We start from the raw sequence: 19,344 nt of genomic DNA, 5'->3' as shown, positions 1-19,344 counted from the left end.
ACTGGTAAGGCAGCTTGGCCGTTTTTTTGAACTGGGGAGGAGTACCCCACCCAGTTTACTTGCGGAGAATGGTTTACAATCCCTTGGATAATTGGGCGAATTCAATCAGGTTTGTTTCCTTGCCGAACAGGACCAGAATGTCGTGGTCTTCAAAAATGAGATCCGGGGAAGGAGTGCCGATGACGGGAATGCGCGGGATGGACAGGATTTCCCGGCGGCCCTGCGGAGTCTGGGCTTCCCCGCGGCGGATGGTGAGCAGGTTGAGGTGGTGTTCCGTGCGCAGGCCCACATCCCGCAGGAGCTTGCCCACCCAGATGCGCGGCACGGCTATTTCCACGATGCTGTGGTTTTCATCCATGGGGGACACGCGCAGGAATTCCGGGGATTCCAGCTGGCTGGCAAGCTGCTTGGAAGCCACGCGGGACAGGTTGATGAGCGCATACACGTTCATCTGGCTTAAAATATGTTCGTGCACCGGACTCATGACGCGGGCGTAAATATAGCGGACGCCCATTTTCTGAAGGTGCGTGACGACGAGGAGATTTTCTTCAAAACTGTCCCCGATGGCGACGATGACGGCGGACTGGTCGTCCAGTTCCAATTCACGCAAAGCGGCCGGATTAGTGTAATCCGTCACCACGGCATAGGTCACCAGATCCTTGATTTGCTCCAATTCTTCATCCGTGGAGGCGACAGCCACTACTTCAATATTGCGGGCGGAAAGTTCTGTGCAGAGTTCCTGTCCAAACTGGCCCAGGCCGATAACGGTGTATCTCATAACGGTATATTCAGGTTAACGGGATTTTGACGGATGGATAGCGGTAATGCCGCGGAGTGGGGGCGCCGGCCAGCGCAATGAGAAAAGCGAAGAGCCCCACGCGGCCGGCGAGCATGTTGATGATAAGAAGATATTTGGAAGGATCGCTTAAATCTGGGGTGATGCCCCGCGACACGCCTACCGTAGCAAAAGCGCTGCAGTTTTCAAAGAAGATATCCAGCGAGCTCATGGAGGGCTCCAGGGCGCAGATCAGGACGGTAAAACAGCCGATCCAGGCGCAGGAGACTACTACGGTAATCACGCAGCGCGCTACGGTGCGCTGGTCAATGCGGCGGCGGAAAAATTCCACATGATCCCTGCCGCGGAGGATGCGCAGTATTTCCGCGCCCGCAATGGCGCAGGTAGTGGTTCTCATGCCGCCTGCCGTCCCGCCGGGGCTGCCTCCCACCACCATCAGACCGCACATAATGAGGCTGGCCGCGGGCAGATAGCGGCTGTAATCGCTGATGTTGAATCCCGCCGTGCGGGCCGTAACGCTGTCGAAAAGACAAATCCAGAGGTGTTCCCACAACGGTTCCGCGGCATGGGGAGAGGAAACGGCGAAGATAGCCAGGGCGCCTCCCGCCAGAAGAATCCCCGTGGAAATCATCACCAGCTTGAAATAAGGGGTCCACTGCATGTGCAGGCGGCGGTGTTTGGAAAAGAAGCGGTTCGCCAGACGTGAATTGATTTCCTTGTAAATGCCGAATCCCAGGCCGCCGCATATGATCAGCGCCATGATAACCGCCTGCCCGCTGTGGCACAGGCGTATGCCCGGTTCCATCAAATTCATCGGGAAAGTTGAAAAACCCGCATTACAGAAGGCGGAAACGGAATGGAACAGGGAATGCCACCACAAAGGTTCCCCCATCAGGTTGATGTCCTTCCCTTCCCAGGAGAAATAAAGAAGGACGGCGCCGCACAGTTCAATGAACAGCGTGCTGACCACAATAGTGGTGATAAAGGAGACGACGGCTCCCAGATTGTCTTCATCAAGCAGATCCGTCAGCAGTACGCGGTCCCTCAGGGAAAAACCCTGGCCCGCCACCATGGCTACGAAGTAGGCGAACGTCATGATGCCGAATCCGCCAATCTGGATAAGGGCAAGCGTGAACAGTTCTCCCAGCGGGGTGAAGGTATGGGCAAAATCTACGGTGTTCAGACCGGTGACGCATACTGCGCTGGTGCTGGTGAACAGGGCATCCGTAAAACTGAGCGTAATACCCGGATATGTGGAATTAGGCAGCAGAAGCAATCCGGCGCCTGCCAGAATGACCACACCCAGGGAGGCTACAAACTGCATGGCGGGGGCCATGAGAGGCCGGCCTCTCTTTTGCTTGCCCACCAGCCATTCAAAAATCCTGGTCAGGGACATCAGCGTGGGAATGGCAATCAGCCCGGCCGTAATCACCAGGCGGGAAAGTTCCGTGAACCTCATGTATCCCGCTTCCTGTTGTTCCCTGGCAATCAGGAGGAAAATCATGAGGCAGCTGGCGATTTGGAAAATCAGGAGCCTCAGGGAAGGGCGGTTGATTTCGTTCCGGAAATAGGATCCCAGAATGCCCGTCAGGTGGCCCAGCGTGGCGACGGCTGCAATCAGGCGTGACCATTCATATTCCGTCCGCGTCAGGGGCCATCCCAGCTCCCAGACCACCGCCCCCAGAAGAATGGCAATGCAGACGGCTGCAAGTTTGGTGAATCCCGAGCGTGTGGTAGTCATGGATGGAGATGCCTGATGCGGAGTTTACCACCTGGGCATGGGAAGAAAAGCTCTTAGGCCGTTTTATACATGCGGGCGAGAAGGGGCGGATGCCGCGTTGCGTTGTTTCACGGCGGGGCAGGGCCGCTGGAAAATGGGTTAATGGCATTGATAAATTTCAATCAATTTTTCTTATTGGCGTATACGGGCGGCAGGGCTGCCGAAAAGGGCATCAGGTCAAAAAGGAGAGATTTTTTATCAAAAGGCATCCCGCGGCAAGCCGTATTTTAGGCTTTTCCTTTAGCGGCCGTGATGGCTTGATAGGGCCGTGCTGGCTAAAAGAATTATTCCGTGTCTGGACGTAACGAACGGCAGGGTCGTCAAGGGGACCAATTTCATCAATCTGAGGGATGCCGGGGATCCGGTAGAATGCGCCAGGGCGTATGATGCCCAGCAGGCGGACGAACTTGTTTTTCTGGATATTACCGCTTCTTCCGATGGCCGTGCCACCATGGCGGACGTTGTGCGCCGCACGGCGGCATGCTGTTTTATGCCGCTGACGGTGGGCGGCGGCATCCGTTCCGTGAAGGATATGCGCGAAATGCTTCTGGCGGGTGCGGATAAGGTCTCCCTGAATACGGCGGCTATCAATCGGCCGGAATTGATTAATGAAGGTGCGGCGGCTTTCGGGAGCCAGTGCATCGTCGTCGCTATTGACGCCAAACGCCAGACTTCCGGCAAGTGGGGCGTTTCCACCCATGGGGGAAGGAAGTTCGTGGGGCTGGATGCCGTGGAATGGGCCGTGGAGGCGGAACGCCGCGGGGCCGGGGAAATCTTATTGACCAGCATGGACGCGGACGGGGCCAAAACAGGTTATGATATTGAATTGACCCGCGCCGTAAGCAGTGCGGTGCGCATTCCGGTAATCGCCAGCGGGGGAGCGGGTAATTTGGACCACATGGTGGATGTGCTGGTGGAAGGAAAGGCGGATGCCGTGCTGGCGGCTTCCATTTTCCACTTCGGGGAATATACGGTGCCGGAAGCCAAGGCTTACTTTGCTTCCAAAGGGATACCCGTACGTCCTTTGGCGGAATAGCGGCGATGATTTTTCTTTTGAAAGAAAAGGGAATTCCGGCGTATATATAAAGTATGCGCCGTCTTTTTTTCCCTCTGTGCTCCGCCATTGCCTTAACGTCTTTTGTCCAGGCCCAGTCCCTGGAGAGGCATCCCCTGTATGAACCCGCCCTGGTTTCCGCAGGAACCCCAAGCGATGCGGGTAATTTATTTGCCGGAGCCAAAGTAACCGCTTCCGGTCATTACGGCAGTGACCGTCCGGAACTGGCCGTGGACGGGCAGGCGAATAACGCCGGCAAATACTGGGGTTGCGAGGGCATTCCCGTCTGGCTTCAAATAGATATGGGAAAACCCCGCACGCTTTCCGCCCTGCATGTATGGCCCTATTGGGAGGAAGGGCGCATTTACAAATATAAAATAGAAGGATCCGAAGACGGGAAGAATTGGAACATGTTGGCGGATCAGTCTTCCAACAGCATTGCCGCCACTTCGGAAGGCGTTCCCTTCAAATTCAATCCGCAGACGGTCCGTTACGTTAAAATCACTTTTTTAGACAATAGCGCCGGCAATGATAAGGGGGGGCACCTGGTGGAAATCAAAGGGTACGGCCCCGATGCCGCCCTGAGCCTGCAAGCTGCAGCGGTGAAGGATTATGACCGTATTCCTTACAACGGCGCTCCCGGGCAGGAAATGCTTCAGGATGCCGTGCGTCTCTCCGGCTGGAGAGGCGAACGCGCCGGCGGGCAGATTGCCGTCTGGTCTTCCCGGGCGCAGCCCCAGTTATCGGCCTCCTGCGCCGGGGTAAAAAACGCTGCCGGACAGGTTATCCCTGTCCGGACGGCCATGATACGCTACACCAGGGGCGGCAACAGGCTGATTTCAGATATCATCGGCAGCGAAAACAGCTGCGATCTGCAGGCCGGAGGCGTGCGTCCGGTGTGGGTGGAAGTCAATATACCCCCGTCTGCCAAACCCGGCGTGTACAAAGGAAAAATAGTGGTTTCCGCTGAAAGCGGCTCTCCCGTCAGCGTGCCGGTAATTCTGGAGGTGGCGCCGGAATCCCTGCCCGCTCCCGCTCATTGGCAAGTTCATCTGGACTTGTGGCAGCATCCGCAGGCCGTGGCCCGCTGGCATGATGTGGAACCGTGGTCTCCGGAGCATTTCGCGCTGATGAAACCGGTGATGAAGAGGCTGGCGGACGCCGGGCAGAAGGCCATTACATGCTCCCTGATTGATGAAGCCTGGAATGCCCAGACTTATGACTGGTTCCCGCCCATGATTGAATGGGTCAGGGGCAAAAACGGAACCATGCGCTGGAATTACGCCAATTTTGACAAGTGGGTTTCCTTCATGATGAACGAGGTGGGCGTCAAGGGGCAGATATCCTGCTACACCATGATACCCTGGAACATGAAAATCCGTTATCTGGATGAGGCGACCGGAAAGTACAAGTTTCTGGACCTTAAACCGAATGATCCCTCTTACGAAGCTATCTGGGGGCCTTTCCTGACGGATTTCCGCAAACACGTCAAGAGCAAAGGATGGCTGGACAAAACCTGCATCGGGCTGGATGAACGGCCGGACGCAATGGTCAAAGCGGCCAAGAACGTGCTGGACAAGTATGCCCCGGAATTCAAAATCGTTTCCGCCGTCAACCGGCCTACGGCCATGACCCGGGACGTTTATGACGTCTCTCCCGTTATTAACCATGCAGGCACAGTCACGGGCGATTTGCTGGCGCAGCGCAAGAAGGAAGGGAAAAAGACGACGTTCTACGTCTGTGTTCATCCCAAAAAGCCCAACACCTTCACTATTTCCCCGCTGGCGGAGGCGGAATGGCTTCCCCTCTTTGCGGCCGCCAATCATCTGGACGGCTTTTTGAGATGGGCTTATAATTCCTGGAACCGCAATCCGTTTGAAAAAACGGATTTTGGGAACTGGCCCGCGGGAGACTGCTACCTGGTTTATCCCGGCAATCTCAGTTCCCTGCGGTTTGAAAAACTGCGGGATGGCCTGGAAGAATTTGAAAAGGTCAATATCCTGCGCGCCCGGGCCGCGAAAAATCCCAAGGCAAAAGCCGCCGTAGCCCGCATGGATGAAGAGCTTTCCAGGCTTTTTACCGTGGAAAAAAGCCGTGGGAATTCCCATGAGGATGATGTGCGGAAAGCCCGTGAAATCATCCGTAAAACGGCGGAAATTTCCCGCTGACTTTTCCGCGGAGGAAAAAGAAACCGCTGCATTTCCATCTCTTTCCGGGAGCTTGGTTCAGACGCCGGACAGGGAGAATCAGCGGTTTCTTCTTTGATATTGAGATCCCCATTCCTCCATGGAGGCCAGGATGGGGCGCAGGCTGCGTCCCAGTTCCGTAAGAGTGTACTCCACGCGCGGAGGCACCTCAGCGTACACCTTTCGCGTAAGGAGACCATCCTTTTCCATGGAACGCAGGTTCGCGGTCAGGACCTTCTGCGTCACAGGACCAACGGACTTGCGGAGCTCTCCAAACCGCCGGGTGCCTTGGAGCAGATCACGGAGGATGAGCACTTTCCAGCGGGAGGAAATCAGTTGGAGAGTCGTCTCAACAGGACATGATGAAATATGATAAGTCATTTATTTTAAGAGATGGTTTCTTTCAGGAACCTAGGGCACTATTTTCTGCCTACTTTACAGAAAGAATGTTGCCGCCTATTTTAATAAGAGCCTGCCGTTACGGCAAGCATGAACAGATAATGCCATGAACAAGATCATCACTGCCAATTACAAGGAGGCGGAGCCTCAGGTTATTAGCCGGGACGGCAATTCCTTTGCGGTAAAACCCGTCATTCAGGAAGCGGATGCCGGAAAATGTGCGGCCAGTTTCGTGGAAGTGGAGCCGGGGGCGTACGCCTATGGCTATCATTACCATGAAGTGAATGAAGAGGTATTTTATATCATCAGGGGCCATGCCGTTGTGCGTACTCCTGAGGGTGAAATAAGTTTGAAAGAAGGGGATGCGATTGCATTCCCCGCCAGCCCGGAGGGAGCGCATGTTATCCGCAACGGATCCGCAACGGAGAAGCTGGTCTATCTGGATGTGGGCACCCGCCTGACGCCCGATGTGGTCCACTTTCCGGATACGGCATCCGGAATGGTATGCTCTTCCTCCGGTGTGCACCATTTCCGGGAATCTTGAAGAGGCATTCCTGCTTTAACGCCTTTTTCCGGTTTCTCCGCTGGCGCGGCCCGCAGGAAAGAAGGGCCGCGCTTTTCTGGTGGGAGGGCGTGAGGGAACCGGTATTTCCCTGGCCGCATGAAGTGCTCGCCTTTGCCCTGGGCATGTCGGCAGCGGAGGCTGCGGCTGTATTGGAAGACCTTTAGAACCTCCGTTCGGAAATGGAGCCCTATAATAGGGCGTTCTTATTCTGTGTTGCAGGGGTGGAAAGACTGAATTCCGGCTTTCAGGGAAGGCGGCTCTGGCTCGGAAAGCCTGCTTGCACGGCTTCATGGTGGAAAAACGGCCCCTCCCAAATATTCATGGTTTGTTCCCCATGAAATATCCGGCAGTAAAAAACGCCCCTGCCGGATACACCGGACAGGGGCGTTGAAGTTAAGCGGCCTTTGCCTTATTCTGCGGGCTTGTCGGCACCCATGCCGGCAATGCTCTGGTACAGGTTCCAGCGGTGCCAGACATCCTTCTGGGCTTCTTCAAGGAGTTTTTCAAATCCTTCCTTATTGGTCTTCGCCAGAAGCTTGAAGCGGTTTTCGCTGAGCAGCACATCACGCAGATCGCCCTTCGGGCCCTTGCCTTCCACAATCAGCGGATTCTTGCCCTGGCGGGTCAGGTCCGGATTATAGCGGTAGAGCAGAACCCGGCCGGAATCCACCCATGCCTTCTGCTGCTGCAGGCCCTTGGCCATATTGATGCCGTGGGAGATGCAGTGGGAGTAGGCGATGATGAGAGCCGGGCCGTCATAGGCTTCCGCTTCCACAAAGGCTTTCAGCGTGTGTTCGTCCTTGGCGCCGAGGGCGACGGAGGCCACGTACACGTTGCCGTAAGTCATGGCCATGAGCCCCAGATCCTTCTTCACGCCGGGCTTGCCGGTCGTGGCGAATTTGGCTACTGCGGCGCGCGGGGTGGATTTGGAGCACTGGCCGCCGGTATTGGAGTATACTTCCGTATCCATGACCAGCACCTTCACATTCCGTCCGCTGGCCAGGATGTGGTCCAGGCCGCCGTAGCCGATGTCGTAGGCCCAGCCGTCGCCGCCCAGAATCCACACGCTCTTGCGGACGAGTTTGTCCGCAAGGGTCAGGAGACGCGCGCATTCCGGCTTGCCGGCGATTTTCTTCTTGAGTTCTTCAATGTTTTCACGCTGCTGGGCGATGTCCGCCTCATCCTTCTGCGGATTGGACAGTATCCGGTCCACCAGTTCCTGGCCCACGACGCCGGCGGCTTCATGAAGAAGCTCAATGGCGTGTTCCATCTGCTTGTCCAGGGAGACGCGGAAGCCAAGACCGAATTCGGCGTTGTCTTCAAACAGGGAGTTGGCCCAGGCGGGGCCGCGTCCTTCGGAGTCATGGGACCACGGGGTGGTGGGCAGGTTGCCGCCGTAAATGGAGGAGCAGCCCGTAGCGTTGGCTACCACCAGGCGGTTGCCGAAGAGCTGGGAGAGCATTTTTACATACGGGGTTTCACCGCAGCCGGCGCAGGCGCCGGAGAATTCGAACAGCGGGCGCAGCACCTGCATGGAGCGGATGTTATCCGTCTTTACCTTGGTGCGGTCCACGTCCGGAAGGCTCAGGAAGAAGTTCCAGTTGGCTTCTTCCTTGTCGTGAATCTTCCCGGCCGGAACCATGGTCAGGGCCTTGTGCGTCGGGTCCGTCTTGCTCTTGGCGGGGCAGACGTCCGCGCAGAGCGTACAGCCCGTACAGTCGTTCGGGGAAATCTGAATGACGAATTTTTCTCCCTTCCAGTCCGGATGCTTGGCATCCAGGCATTCAAACCCTTCCGGAGCGTTCGCAAGGGCGTCAGGAGAGAAGAATTTGCTGCGGATGACCGCGTGCGGACAAACGGCGGTGCACTTGCCGCACTGGATGCAAAGGGTCGGATCCCATTCCGGCAGGTCCAGGGCCAGATTGCGCTTTTCGTACTGGGACGTGCCGTTCGGGAACGTGCCGTCCACAGGCATTTGGCTGACCGGGATGCTGTCGCCTTCGCCGCACATCATCTTGCCGAGGATGTTTTGGACGTAGTCCGGAGCGTCCGGGGACATGGCGGACGGAATGGCGTGTCCGTTGACAGTCTTGCCGGTTGTGTCCACCTGATGCAGATTTTCCAGCGTGGCGTCCACGGCGGCAATGTTTTTGTCAACAACATCCTGCCCCTTCTTGGCGTAGGTTTTGGCAATGGCCTTTTTGATGTAGCCGATAGCTTCATCCGCGGGAATCACGCTGGCCAGCTTGAAGAAGCAGGTCTGCATGATCATGTTGATGCGGCCGCCCATGCCTGTCTTACGCGCTACGGCAAAGGCGTCAATCGTGTAGAGCTTGATGTTCTTGTCCAGAATCTGCTGCTGCATGCGGGCGGGCAGCGTGTCCCAAAGCTTGTCCGCAGGATGCGGGCTGTTCATCAGGAAAGTGGCGCCGTTGGCGGCATTCTTCAGGAAATCGAACAGATCCAGCAGGGAGGGCTGGTGCAGAGCCAGGAAGTTTGCCTTGGTGATCAGGTATGTGGACTTGATCGGACGGGGGCCGAAGCGCAGGTGGGAGATGGTGGAGGAGCCTGATTTCTTGGAGTCGTACACGAAGTAGCCCTGCACATACAGGTCCGTATGCTGGCCGATGATCTTGATAGCGTCCTTGTTGGCGCCTACGGTGCCGTCGGACCCGAGGCCGAAGAACATGGCCCGCGTCACGTCGTCCGCTTCCGTGGAATAATCTTCATCATACGGAAGGCTGGTTCCCAGCACGTCGTCGTTGATGCCGATGGTGAAATGGTTCTTGGGAGTGTCCAGAGCCAGGTTGTCATAGACGCCCTTGACCATGGCGGGGGTGAATTCCTTGGAGGAGAGGCCGTAGCGTCCGCCTACCACCTTGGGCATGCCGTCGGTGAAGGGCAGCGTGCCGTTGGCCTGGGCGTCGAAGAGGGCCTGGATGATGTCCTGGTGGAGCGGTTCTCCCTGGGAGCCGGGTTCCTTGGTGCGGTCCAGCACGGCAATTTTCCTGACCGTAGCGGGAAGAGCCTTGACAAGTTCGGCGGCGGGGAAGGGACGGAACAGGCGCACCTTCAGCACGCCCACTTTGGCGTTTTCCCGGGTCATCATGGCTTCTACCGTTTCTTCCACGGCTTCAGCGCCGGATCCCATCAGGATAATGACGCGTTCGGCGTCCGGAGCGCCGGTGTAGTCCACCAGATGGTAGGAACGGCCGGTAAGTTCCGCGAACCTGTCCATGGCGTTCTGGACAATGGCCGGGGTAGCTTCATAGAAACGGTTGACCGTTTCACGTCCCTGGAAGTAAACGTCCGGGTTTTGGGCAGTGCCGCGCAGGACGGGAGCATCGGGAGTCAGGGCCCGTTCCCGGAAGGAATCCAGCCATTCCTGCTTGATCATGCCGTTCAGGGTGTCGTCCGTGATGTTTGCAATCTTGCCGATTTCGTGGGACGTGCGGAAACCGTCAAAGAAGTTGATGAAAGGAATGCGGGATTCCAGCGTGGCGGCGTGGGAAATGACGGCGAAGTCCGCCGCTTCCTGGGTGGAGGAGCCGCACAGCATGGCCCATCCGCAGGAACGGGCGCTCATCACGTCACTGTGGTCGCCGAAGATGGAGAGGGCCTGGTAGGCCAGGGAGCGGGCGGCCACGTGGAACACGGCGGGAGTCAGTTCCCCTGCGATTTTGAACATGTTCGGGATCATCAGCAGGAGCCCCTGGGATGCGGTGAACGTGGTTGCCAGCGCTCCGGTCTGGAGGGCGCCGTGAACGGTGCCTGCCGCGCCGCCTTCACTCTGCATTTCTACCACAGAGGGAACGGTGCCCCACAGGTTCTTCTTGTTGACGGCGGCCCAGCTTTCAGCTGATTCGCCCATCGGAGAAGATGGTGTAATGGGGTAAATGGCAATGACTTCAGAAAAACGATAGGCTACGGAGGCTACGGCTTCGTTAGCGTCAATCGTGCTGTAAGTTACGGTTGTCTGATCACTCATAAGTCTGCACGGATAGTTATAAGATTGATAAATAAGGTGCGTCTTAACGAGGATATTTATAACATGTCTGATGCCAAAGGTAAAAGCAATTATGCGTATGTGGGGTTTTGCGGGTCATTTTTTAATAATAAGACCAGTTTCTTTTCAATTCCTTTGAATATCGTGTTTTATGTGGTTCTGTCCGGGCTTTTTGCAAGAGCGGCGGGAAGGCCGAGGCGTGTTCCGGATCAACCCCGGCTGTCAAAAATGCTCCTCTGCCTGACAATGCGCTAGCCAAAACGGAAGCAAGCCTTTAGAATCCCCGCACTATGTCCGAACAACAGCAGGCACATCCGACCACGACGGAATCCGAACTTATTGCCGTGCGCCGCGACAAGCTCGCCAAAATCCGCGAGCTGGGAATTGATCCCTATGGCGCAAGATTTGACGTGACCACCACTCCCGCCGGGTTGAAAGCCGATTTCCAGGAAGACAAACAGGTAGCCGTCGCCGGCCGCCTTCTGGCTATTCGCGACATGGGCAAGTCCCAGTTTTTCGTCATTGGGGACGTACGGGGGAAAATCCAGGGGTTCCTGCATAAGAATGAGGTGGATGAAACTACCTGGAAGCTTTGGAAGCTCCTGGATCGCGGGGACTGGGTCGGCATTAAGGGAACCACGTTCCTGACCCGTACCGGAGAACCTACCGTGAAGGTATCCGGACTGACCATTCTTTCCAAAAGCCTCCGCCCCCTGCCGGACAAATGGCACGGATTGGCGGACAAGGAGGTCACCTACCGCAAGCGCCACCTGGACCTTATTTCCAATGAGGAAAGCGCCTCCCTGTTCGTTACGCGCTCCCTCATGATTGCGGAAATCCGCCGCTTTCTCCAGGAACGCGGATATCTGGAAGTGGAGACCCCCATGCTTCAGGATGTGGCCGGTGGCGCCGCCGCCAAGCCGTTTGAAACGTACCATAACGCGCTGGATATGCCGTTGACATTGCGCATTGCCCCGGAGCTTTTCCTCAAGCGTCTGATGGTGGGCGGCTTCACCAAAATTTTCGAACTCAACCGCAGCTTCCGCAATGAAGGCATTGACCGCCGCCACAACCCGGAATTCACCATGCTGGAAGCCTATTGCGCCTGCGGCGATTTTGAAACCATGGCGAATATGGTGGAGGAACTCATCTGCCATCTGGCGGAAAAATTCTGCGGGGGCCTTCAGATTGACCACAAGGACGCGGAGGGCAACGTGCTTTACACCATCGACCTCACCCGTCCCTGGAAACGCGCCGACTATCAGGACCTGATCCGCGGCGTGGCGGGAGAAGACTGGTTTGACATTTCCCCCGAAGCGCGCCGCGCCCGCTGTGAAGAGCTGGGAGTGGAAATCAGCCCGGATATGAAAGATGTGGACGTTTCCCAGCAGGTTTATGAAAAACTGGTGGAGGAAAAGACCATGAACCCCTGCTTCGTTACCCACGTGGCCAAGGATCTGGTCCCCCTCGCCAAACTGAACCGGGAAAATCCGGATGTGGTGGACGTTTATGAACTGGTGATCAACGGGCAGGAAATTTCCCCCGGCTATTCGGAATTGAACGATCCTGACGTGCAAAAGGAACGCCTGGAACACCAGGCTGCCGGAGAGACCCAGCGTGTGGACTATGATTTCATTGAGACGCTGGAATACGGAATGCCCTCCGCAGGCGGCATCGGCATCGGTATCGACCGCGTCGTCATGATGCTGACGGGGGCTTCCTCCATCCGCGACGTGTTGCTCTTCCCGCAGCTGAAACGTAAGGACAGTTAATCCAAACCACTGTTGCATGGCTTCCAGCACCCTGGATATTCTGGATTGCGCTTCCGCCCAATGGATCGGCAAACGCCGCGAACAGGAAGACGTGGTTAAAAGTCTTCCCGCCGCCGGCGGGATGCTGGGCATTGTGTGCGACGGCATGGGAGGGCATCTTCGCGGGGATCGCGCCTCCTGTGTGGTAGCGCAGGAATTTGCCGCAGTATTTGCGGAAAGCGGCATAGAGGATATCCCGGAACGTTTAACGGCTGCTCTGCATGCGGCCAACAGGGCGTTGGCCGCCATTCAGAAGGAACCGGAGGAATCCGGGACCACGTTGCTGGCCGTCTTCATCCGCGACCATTTCCTGTGGTGGATCAGTGTGGGGGACTCCCCCCTTTATTTATGGAGCGGGGCAGACAGTTTCCGCATGGACCGTCTGAATGAAGACCATTCCATGAGACCGATTGCGGATTGCCTTTACCGGAAAGGGAAAATGTCCCTTCAAGGCGCGCTTCGGCAGCGTTCCGTTCTCCGTTCCGCCGTCATGGGCGGCCCCATGGAACTGGTGGATATCAGCGCCATGCCCCTGCTTCTGCATCCGGGAGATGCGGTGCTGGCCTGTTCGGATGGCCTGCAGGTTTGGAGCGAGCTGTTGAGAGAACCTTCTTTCCTGGCTCTTCAAAAGGCCAGGGATTGTTCCAGCCGGGAGCTGGTGGAAACTATCATGGAACAGGTGAAGGATATGCTGGAGCCCCAGCAGGATAATGCTTCCGTCTGGGCCGCCGTCATGCGAAAACCCTGTGCGGGCGCGAAATAAGCTGATTCCGGCAAAGGAAATGCGGGAGCATGGTTTTGTACGGGCGGAAAATGTCCGCGTTGTTTTTATTGCGCTTTGAACAAGGCTTTTTCCGCAGGCAGGGAGACGGAGAATGCTGAAGATGCGGAGTTGAAGGAAGCTTCAGGCATGGAGCTCTTTTACGGGAGCGGCTCCTCCGGAAAGAACTGGGCCGGAATTGATTTCCCCATTGTCATTTGACTGGCGGAGGGGTAGAATACAATTCACACAACATGATCGCCTGGATAGTTTTCTATTACCTGATTGGAGCGGTTCCGTTCGGCTACCTTGCCGGCAGAGTCAAAGGAATTGACCTGAGGCAGCAGGGTTCCTGCAACATAGGCGCTACCAACGCGTGGCGCGTGCTGGGCTGGAAATGGGGCCTTTCCGTTTTCATTTTGGACTTTTTAAAGGGATTCATTCCTGTATTCGGCACTTTGAACTGGCTGCCGTCCCTGACGGGGGATGCGGGCGGCTGGGATTTCAATGTCTTGGTCGTTCTCTCCTGTTTCGCGGTTATACTCGGTCATACTTACACCTGTTTCCTGAAATTCAGGGGAGGAAAAGGCGTAGCGACAACCGCGGGGGTTTTATTTGCCCTCAATCCGGTGGTGGCTTGCGTGGCTCTGGCTTCTTGGCTGGTGGTTATGGGAATCTCCGGCATCGTGTCCCTGGCCAGCCTGGTGGCCGCTGTGGTGATGATTGCCGCCGGATGGTGGATTTATCCGCTTTGCCAGGCCGGGGCAGTTTCCCCCCAGATACTTTACGTCGCCTTTTTCACGTTAGTGGGCGCGCTGGTGATTCTCAAGCACCGTTCCAATATCATCAGGCTTCTCAACGGAACGGAGCACTCCTTCTATTCCAAAAAGTCCAAGTAAGATGATGAATCGGTTACATAAAATAGCAGTCATTGGCGCCGGTTCCTGGGGCACGGCCCTCTCCATGGTTCTGGCGACCCGGGAATGTGAAGTCGTCCTGTGGACGCCGGAAGAGGCTCAGGCCAGGCAGCTGGCCGAAACAAGGCGCAGCCCGGTCCTTTCGAAAACCGCCCTTCCTCTGGCCCCCAATATTCATCCTACTTGCGACCTGGATCAGGTAAGGGACGCGGGGCTCATTGTGGTAGTGGTCCCTTCCGTGGCCATGCGTTCCGTGGCCCAGCAGCTGCGCAGCCTGCCGGTGCTGCCGGATGCCGTCATCGTCTCCTGCACCAAGGGCATTGAACAGGGAACCCATAAAAGAATGACGGAAATCCTCCAGGAATATCTGCCCTCCAACCCCATAGGCGTGCTTTCCGGTCCCAATCATGCGGAAGATATCTGCCTGGGCCTTCCGTCCGCTTCCCTGATTGGATTTGAAGATCCGAAATATGCGGATTGGGCGCAGCAGATATTTGCATCCAAAACCTTCCGTGTTTATTCCGCTACGGATATTATCGGCATGCAGCTGGGCGGAACGATTAAGAACGTCTTTGCCATCGGGGCCGGCTTATGCGAAGGACTGAATCTGGGGGACAATGCCCAGGCCGCTCTGCTGACCCGCGGCCTGGCTGAAATGACGCGCATCGGCGTCGCCAGCGGGGGCCGCAGGGAAACCTTCATGGGCCTTTCCGGAGTAGGCGATCTGATCGTTACCTGCTATTCCCGCCATTCCCGCAACCAGACGGTGGGGCGGAGACTGGCGGAAGGGAAAAGCCTCCAGGAAATCCTGGATACCCTGGGCATGGTGGCGGAAGGGGTGCCCAACACCCTTTCCGTCTATGAAATTGCGCGGAAGCTGGATGTCAGGACTCCCCTGATTGACGCCGTTTATTCCGTTCTTTATGAATCCAAGCCGCCGATGGAAGCGCTTGCGGAACTTATGACGCGTGACCCCCGGCCGGAGTCGGATTGATTTTCTGTTTTTTTGAGTTGCTTTTCCTCGACAAATTATACTATATAAACAATCAGTATGAAACGTGCCATCATCTCAGCTCTTTTTGCCGCCGGCGTCCTTGGCGTCGCCAGCGCGGACATTCAGGCTCCCCCCGCTTCCGAATACACCCCCACCCGCAAGCTGGGCCGCGCCATCGCCAACCTTATTTATTCCGTTGAAGAAATTCCGCTGGGAATCATCAACTGGACGAGCCGCGAAGGAGATTATGCCGGTTTTTCCGTAGGCATTGTTGATGGCACCGCTACCATGTTTGAGCGCATGGGCTACGGAATCTATGAACTTGTCACCTTCTGGGCTCCCACTTACAAGTGCACGTACAAGCCTCCGTATCAAGGACGTTGCGGCATGAGCGGCCTCAAGGAGTACAATCCCAATGGCGGTCTGAGCGAATTCCCTGCGGAACTCAGCTTCCAGAGCTACTACAAGTATTCACGCCAGCAGCGTGATTAAGGCCGGGCTGTTAAAAATCTCAGAAGGGCTGTCCGTTTGCTTGCGGGCAGCCCTTTTTTCATGCAGTAGCCCTGACAATAGCCGCCATTGACGGGGAAGGGAGGAAAACGTATTCTTCCATGCCGGAAAGGCTTCCATATTATGAATAAAACCGCTGCTTTCATCGGCTTGGGCGCTGCCGTCTTCATGACAGCTCCTTCATTTGCCCAGGACTCTCATCTTTCCCTGACCAGACAGAGCGTTGCCAGCATGCATGAAATTGCGGCAGCCCTGGATAAGGTGACGGATGAACCCGGCGCGGCCACTGCTGTGGAAACAGTTAAAAAAGTGCGCGAAAAACTGCTGGATCTTGGAAAAAGGCAGCTGGAACTTCCCGGCGCTACACTCCAGGAGCAGGCTCAGGTTTCTGCCCAGATGACGGAAGTGCAGAAAATTTCCGGCAAATTGGTAGAATCCCTGGCCCGTTTAAAGAAGGAAGGACTGCTTACGCCCGATTTGCAAAAGGCCCTGGCGGATTTGCGGTCTGTCCAGACAGAACTGGCGCAGGCTTCCCGGGACAAGGCCGAGCATGCGGAGCCATTCCCGGAGGATGCGGAGGGCAACACGCATGAAACCCTGCTGGTCAAAACTGTGGATGAAGTCAGAAAGCTTCATGATTCCCTGGCCAAGGCAAAGGATGAAGAAACCAGCAAGGCTGCTGTGGAACAGATAGGCCGTTACCGGGAAGCTCTGCTGGACGTCGCCAAAAAACAGGCCGCCCTGCCGCCTCTCACCCGCAACCAGCAGGCCAAGCTGATGGGAGTGCAGCAGCAACTTGTGGAAATGATGCAGCCCATTGTCAAGCATGTGACGGCCATCATGCTTTCTCCGGATGCTTCCAGGAGCCTGAAGGAAGCTGTGAATTCCCTTTCCGAATTGCCTAAGGAAGTTCAAAAAATCCGTGAAGAGGCGGTTAAGTGAACTTTTTAGGGGATGCGTCCTTTTGAGCTGGTCAAAAATTATAATTGTTCTAAATTGACTGTCCTGAGAAATGCGCCCGGTTTTTAGTGAAACAGATCTCAATGAACGCCCCTTCCTGGTTTTCTGGGAAGTGACGCGCGCTTGCGCGCTTGCGTGCAGACATTGCCGCGCCGTAGCCCAGCCGCGTCCCCACCCGGATGAATTGACCCATGAGGAGGCATTGCGCCTGATTGACCAGTTGGCGGAACTGCGGCCTCCCATGCTGGTGCTGACGGGCGGCGACCCGGTCATGAGGCCGGATATTCTGGAATTGATCCGTGCGGCTTCCGGCAAGGGGCTGCATGTGGCCTTGAGCCCTGCTGCTACCGCCCGGCTGCTGCACACGGATTTCCGTGCGTTGAAAGAAGCCGGAGTTCAGAGCATGTCGTTGAGCCTGGACGGCGCGCATGAGAGTACCCATGACGCTTTCCGCGGCGTTCTCCACACATATGAACGGACTCTCCGGGCTGCGGAAATGGCGAAGGAAGCCGGCATGCACTTGCAAATCAACACCACCATCACCAGGAGCACGCTGGGAGAATTTGACGACTTTGTGGAGCTGATGAATAAGATGAAGCCGGGCATGTGGAGCGTGTTTCTTCTGGTGCCCACAGGCCGCGCCGCCATGGATGAAATGCCTGCCGCGGAAGAAGTGGAAGCCGTCTGGAAAAAACTGAGCAGGATAAGCCATGAGGTATCCTTCGGCGTTAAAACTACGGAAGGGCACCATTACCGCCGCGTGGCGCTTCAGGAAGCCCGCGCCCAGGGCAGCAAGCCTGCCCGCCGCGCCATCCCCACCCGGGACGGCAAAGGCATTATGTTTATTTCCCATACCGGAGAAATCCAGCCCTCCGGTTTTCTGCCCATGACGGCAGGGAACGTCCGGACGGATGACCCTGGAGAAATCTACCGTACGCACCCTCTTTTCCTCAAGCTCCGGGATGACAATGCGTTGCAGGGCAAATGCGGACGGTGTGAGTACCGTTCCATCTGCGGAGGGTCCCGGTCCCGCGCCTATGCCGTTTACGGAGACATGATGGCGGAAGACAACCTTTGCCCTTATCAGCCCAGGCTTTCACAACACCATGATTAATATTACCAGACTTTGGACAGGGGCGGAACAGCCCGCGGACCATTTGAGATACGGACAGGGCCACGGGCACGGCCGTTTTGCAGGGGGCGCCGTGGATTCCTGTGCGCCGGCTTCGTCCCGCGTGCGCAAGCCCATTGTGGTCTGGAACATTACGCGCACCTGCAATCTCAAATGCGTACACTGTTATGCGGATGCCTCAGCCCGGAAATTTGAGGGGGAGCTGGATTGGGACCAGTGCTGCGCGGTCATTGATGATTTGGCGGGCTACAAGGTGAACGCCCTCCTTTTTTCCGGAGGGGAGCCGCTGGTGCATCCACGCTTTATGGAACTGCTGGAACGTGCCACCGGGAAAGGGCTGAAGGTGACCATTTCCACAAACGGCACCCGCATCACGCCGGAGGCCGCAGCGCGGTTCAAGGAACTGGGCGTGGCGTACGTAGGCATTTCCCTGGACGGCATTGGCGCCGTTCATGACAAATTCCGCGGCGTGGAAGGTTCTTTTGAACAGGCGGTGCGCGGGTTCAGGCTTTGCAGTGAAGTGGGGCAGAAGACAGGTCTGCGCCTGACGCTGACCCGCAACAATGTGCAGTGCATGGGCCGGATTTTGGACTTTATTGACGCCAACGACATCCAGCGCGTCTGTTTTTACCATCTGGTTCCCACTGGCCGCGGCGTGGAAGTGCAAACCCTGACCCAGGAAGAAGCGCGGAATGCCATGGATACGCTGATTGCCCGTGTGGAGGAATGGAAAGCGGAGGGGAAAAACCGTGAAGTGCTGACTGTGACTCAGCCTGCGGACGGCATTTACCTGCTTCTGCGCCAGCTCCGGGAAGGCTCCCCTCTGGCGAAGGAAACCCTTGGCCTGCTCCAGTGGAATGGCGGCGGCGCGAACAGTTCCGGCCGGGGCATCGCCAACATTGACACGCAGGGAGCCGTGCATCCGGACCAGTTTTGGCAATCCGTTACTCTGGGCAATGTGAAGAATGACCGGTTTTCCGATTTATGGGACGCCAGGGCCGGAGCCGCGGTGGAGATGCTGCCTGAGCTGCGCGGCTCTGACGACCCTCTGGAACGGCAGAAAAAGATTGAAGGCCGTTGCGGCCGCTGCGTTCACTTCGCCCTGTGCGGCGGAGGCTTCCGCACCCGTGCCGCGTTTGCCAATGGGCACTGGTACGGATCAGATCCCGGCTGCTATCTGACGGAAGAGGAAATTTCCACCCCCTTGCCGGAAATCAGGTAATCATGCGCCCGGCTTCATTTGCCGGAAAACGGTTGGTTCCGGGAAAAGGCCATTGGCGGAATTGCCGTTTCATTCCATCGTAGGAGCGTCCCGCGCGCAGGTAAAACGCCCCTGCCTTTGCAGCTGATTTGCCGGGGACAGGGAGTTTTATGCCGGGAAAAAACACGGGAGCGCGCTTCGGCGGGGAATGGGACGGATTTGGCCATACGTCTGGTTTTCCCTGCTTTACAAGGCAGGCGGCATGGCATAGCA

The 19,344-nt window shown here is 56.7% G+C and carries 17 protein-coding genes; 13 read left to right on the top strand and 4 right to left on the bottom strand.

Annotated features, from left to right (window positions below; genetic code table 11):
• Positions 1-73 precede the first annotated feature (73 nt).
• Entirely contained in the window at positions 74-778 is a 705-nt protein-coding gene (locus O4G22_RS04265) for a potassium channel family protein (protein ID WP_094136660.1), read from the bottom strand.
• A 10-nt stretch (positions 779-788) separates the two neighbouring features.
• Positions 789-2,537, bottom strand: coding sequence for a TrkH family potassium uptake protein (locus tag O4G22_RS04260; RefSeq protein ID WP_306702249.1), 1,749 nt, complete (start codon positions 2,535-2,537; stop codon positions 789-791).
• A 2-nt stretch (positions 2,538-2,539) separates the two neighbouring features.
• On the opposite strand from O4G22_RS04260, the gene O4G22_RS04255 reads away from it, so the two are divergent.
• Genes O4G22_RS04255 through O4G22_RS04245 form a run of 3 tightly spaced genes read left to right on the top strand, consistent with a single transcriptional unit; the run spans position 2,540 to position 5,798 of the window.
• Positions 2,540-2,881: a hypothetical protein gene (locus O4G22_RS04255; RefSeq protein WP_297603069.1), complete on the top strand. Its 342-nt coding sequence runs from the start codon at positions 2,540-2,542 to the stop codon at positions 2,879-2,881.
• Positions 2,845-3,612 carry an imidazole glycerol phosphate synthase subunit HisF gene (hisF, locus tag O4G22_RS04250; RefSeq protein ID WP_094136662.1) on the top strand — a complete coding sequence of 256 codons (768 nt, stop codon included), beginning with the start codon at positions 2,845-2,847 and terminating at the stop codon, positions 3,610-3,612. The genes O4G22_RS04255 and hisF overlap by 37 nt, the downstream gene beginning before the upstream one ends.
• Before the next feature lie 53 nt (positions 3,613-3,665).
• On the top strand, positions 3,666-5,798 hold the full coding sequence (locus O4G22_RS04245; RefSeq protein ID WP_306702248.1) for a glycoside hydrolase domain-containing protein: 2,133 nt from the start codon (positions 3,666-3,668) through the stop codon (positions 5,796-5,798).
• A 78-nt stretch (positions 5,799-5,876) separates the two neighbouring features.
• On the opposite strand, the gene O4G22_RS04240 is transcribed toward O4G22_RS04245, so the two are convergent.
• The gene (locus tag O4G22_RS04240; protein ID WP_094136664.1) at positions 5,877-6,197 is read right to left on the bottom strand and encodes a winged helix-turn-helix transcriptional regulator; all 321 of its coding nucleotides are present in this window, start codon (positions 6,195-6,197) and stop codon (positions 5,877-5,879) included.
• A gap of 124 nt (positions 6,198-6,321) precedes the next feature.
• Here O4G22_RS04240 and O4G22_RS04235 point away from each other — a divergent pair, with 124 nt between their 5' ends.
• Both O4G22_RS04235 and O4G22_RS04230 read left to right on the top strand, forming a co-directional pair.
• Positions 6,322-6,759 carry a cupin domain-containing protein gene (locus tag O4G22_RS04235; RefSeq protein WP_306702247.1) on the top strand — a complete coding sequence of 146 codons (438 nt, stop codon included), beginning with the start codon at positions 6,322-6,324 and terminating at the stop codon, positions 6,757-6,759.
• Entirely contained in the window at positions 6,756-6,944 is a 189-nt protein-coding gene (locus O4G22_RS04230) for a hypothetical protein (protein WP_306702246.1), read from the top strand. The genes O4G22_RS04235 and O4G22_RS04230 overlap by 4 nt, the downstream gene beginning before the upstream one ends.
• A 245-nt stretch (positions 6,945-7,189) precedes the next feature.
• Here O4G22_RS04230 and nifJ read toward each other — a convergent pair whose 3' ends face one another.
• Positions 7,190-10,768: a pyruvate:ferredoxin (flavodoxin) oxidoreductase gene (nifJ, locus tag O4G22_RS04225; protein WP_295979673.1), complete on the bottom strand. Its 3,579-nt coding sequence runs from the start codon at positions 10,766-10,768 to the stop codon at positions 7,190-7,192.
• A gap of 308 nt (positions 10,769-11,076) precedes the next feature.
• Between nifJ and lysS the strand changes: the two genes are divergently transcribed.
• From lysS to O4G22_RS04185, 8 genes are all read left to right on the top strand, one after another.
• Complete coding sequence (lysS, locus tag O4G22_RS04220) at positions 11,077-12,558, top strand: lysine--tRNA ligase (protein WP_290489353.1); 1,482 nt, start codon at positions 11,077-11,079, stop codon at positions 12,556-12,558.
• A 16-nt stretch (positions 12,559-12,574) separates the two neighbouring features.
• On the top strand, positions 12,575-13,360 hold the full coding sequence (locus O4G22_RS04215) for a PP2C family protein-serine/threonine phosphatase (RefSeq protein ID WP_295979670.1): 786 nt from the start codon (positions 12,575-12,577) through the stop codon (positions 13,358-13,360).
• A gap of 251 nt (positions 13,361-13,611) precedes the next feature.
• Complete coding sequence (gene plsY / locus O4G22_RS04210; RefSeq protein WP_295979669.1) at positions 13,612-14,256, top strand: glycerol-3-phosphate 1-O-acyltransferase PlsY; 645 nt, start codon at positions 13,612-13,614, stop codon at positions 14,254-14,256.
• A gap of 1 nt (position 14,257) precedes the next feature.
• Complete coding sequence (locus O4G22_RS04205) at positions 14,258-15,268, top strand: NAD(P)H-dependent glycerol-3-phosphate dehydrogenase (RefSeq protein WP_295979668.1); 1,011 nt, start codon at positions 14,258-14,260, stop codon at positions 15,266-15,268.
• A gap of 57 nt (positions 15,269-15,325) precedes the next feature.
• Entirely contained in the window at positions 15,326-15,760 is a 435-nt protein-coding gene (locus tag O4G22_RS04200; protein ID WP_102735582.1) for an exosortase system-associated protein, TIGR04073 family, read from the top strand.
• Positions 15,761-15,901: 141 nt separating this feature from the next.
• Positions 15,902-16,720 (top strand): hypothetical protein, encoded by an 819-nt coding sequence (locus tag O4G22_RS04195; protein WP_297545717.1) that lies wholly within the window; start codon positions 15,902-15,904, stop codon positions 16,718-16,720.
• Between the two features lie 70 nt (positions 16,721-16,790).
• Positions 16,791-17,852 carry a radical SAM protein gene (locus O4G22_RS04190; protein WP_306702245.1) on the top strand — a complete coding sequence of 354 codons (1,062 nt, stop codon included), beginning with the start codon at positions 16,791-16,793 and terminating at the stop codon, positions 17,850-17,852.
• Positions 17,845-19,092, top strand: a complete 1,248-nt coding sequence (locus O4G22_RS04185; protein WP_297406857.1) for a radical SAM protein — start codon at positions 17,845-17,847, stop codon at positions 19,090-19,092. The genes O4G22_RS04190 and O4G22_RS04185 overlap by 8 nt, the downstream gene beginning before the upstream one ends.
• Positions 19,093-19,344: the final 252 nt, after the last annotated feature.

The organism is Akkermansia muciniphila, from assembly GCF_030848305.1.
GTDB lineage: Bacteria > Verrucomicrobiota > Verrucomicrobiia > Verrucomicrobiales > Akkermansiaceae > Akkermansia > Akkermansia muciniphila_A.
Note: the sequence above shows the minus strand (reverse complement) of the source record. Positions and strands in the feature narration are given on the sequence as shown.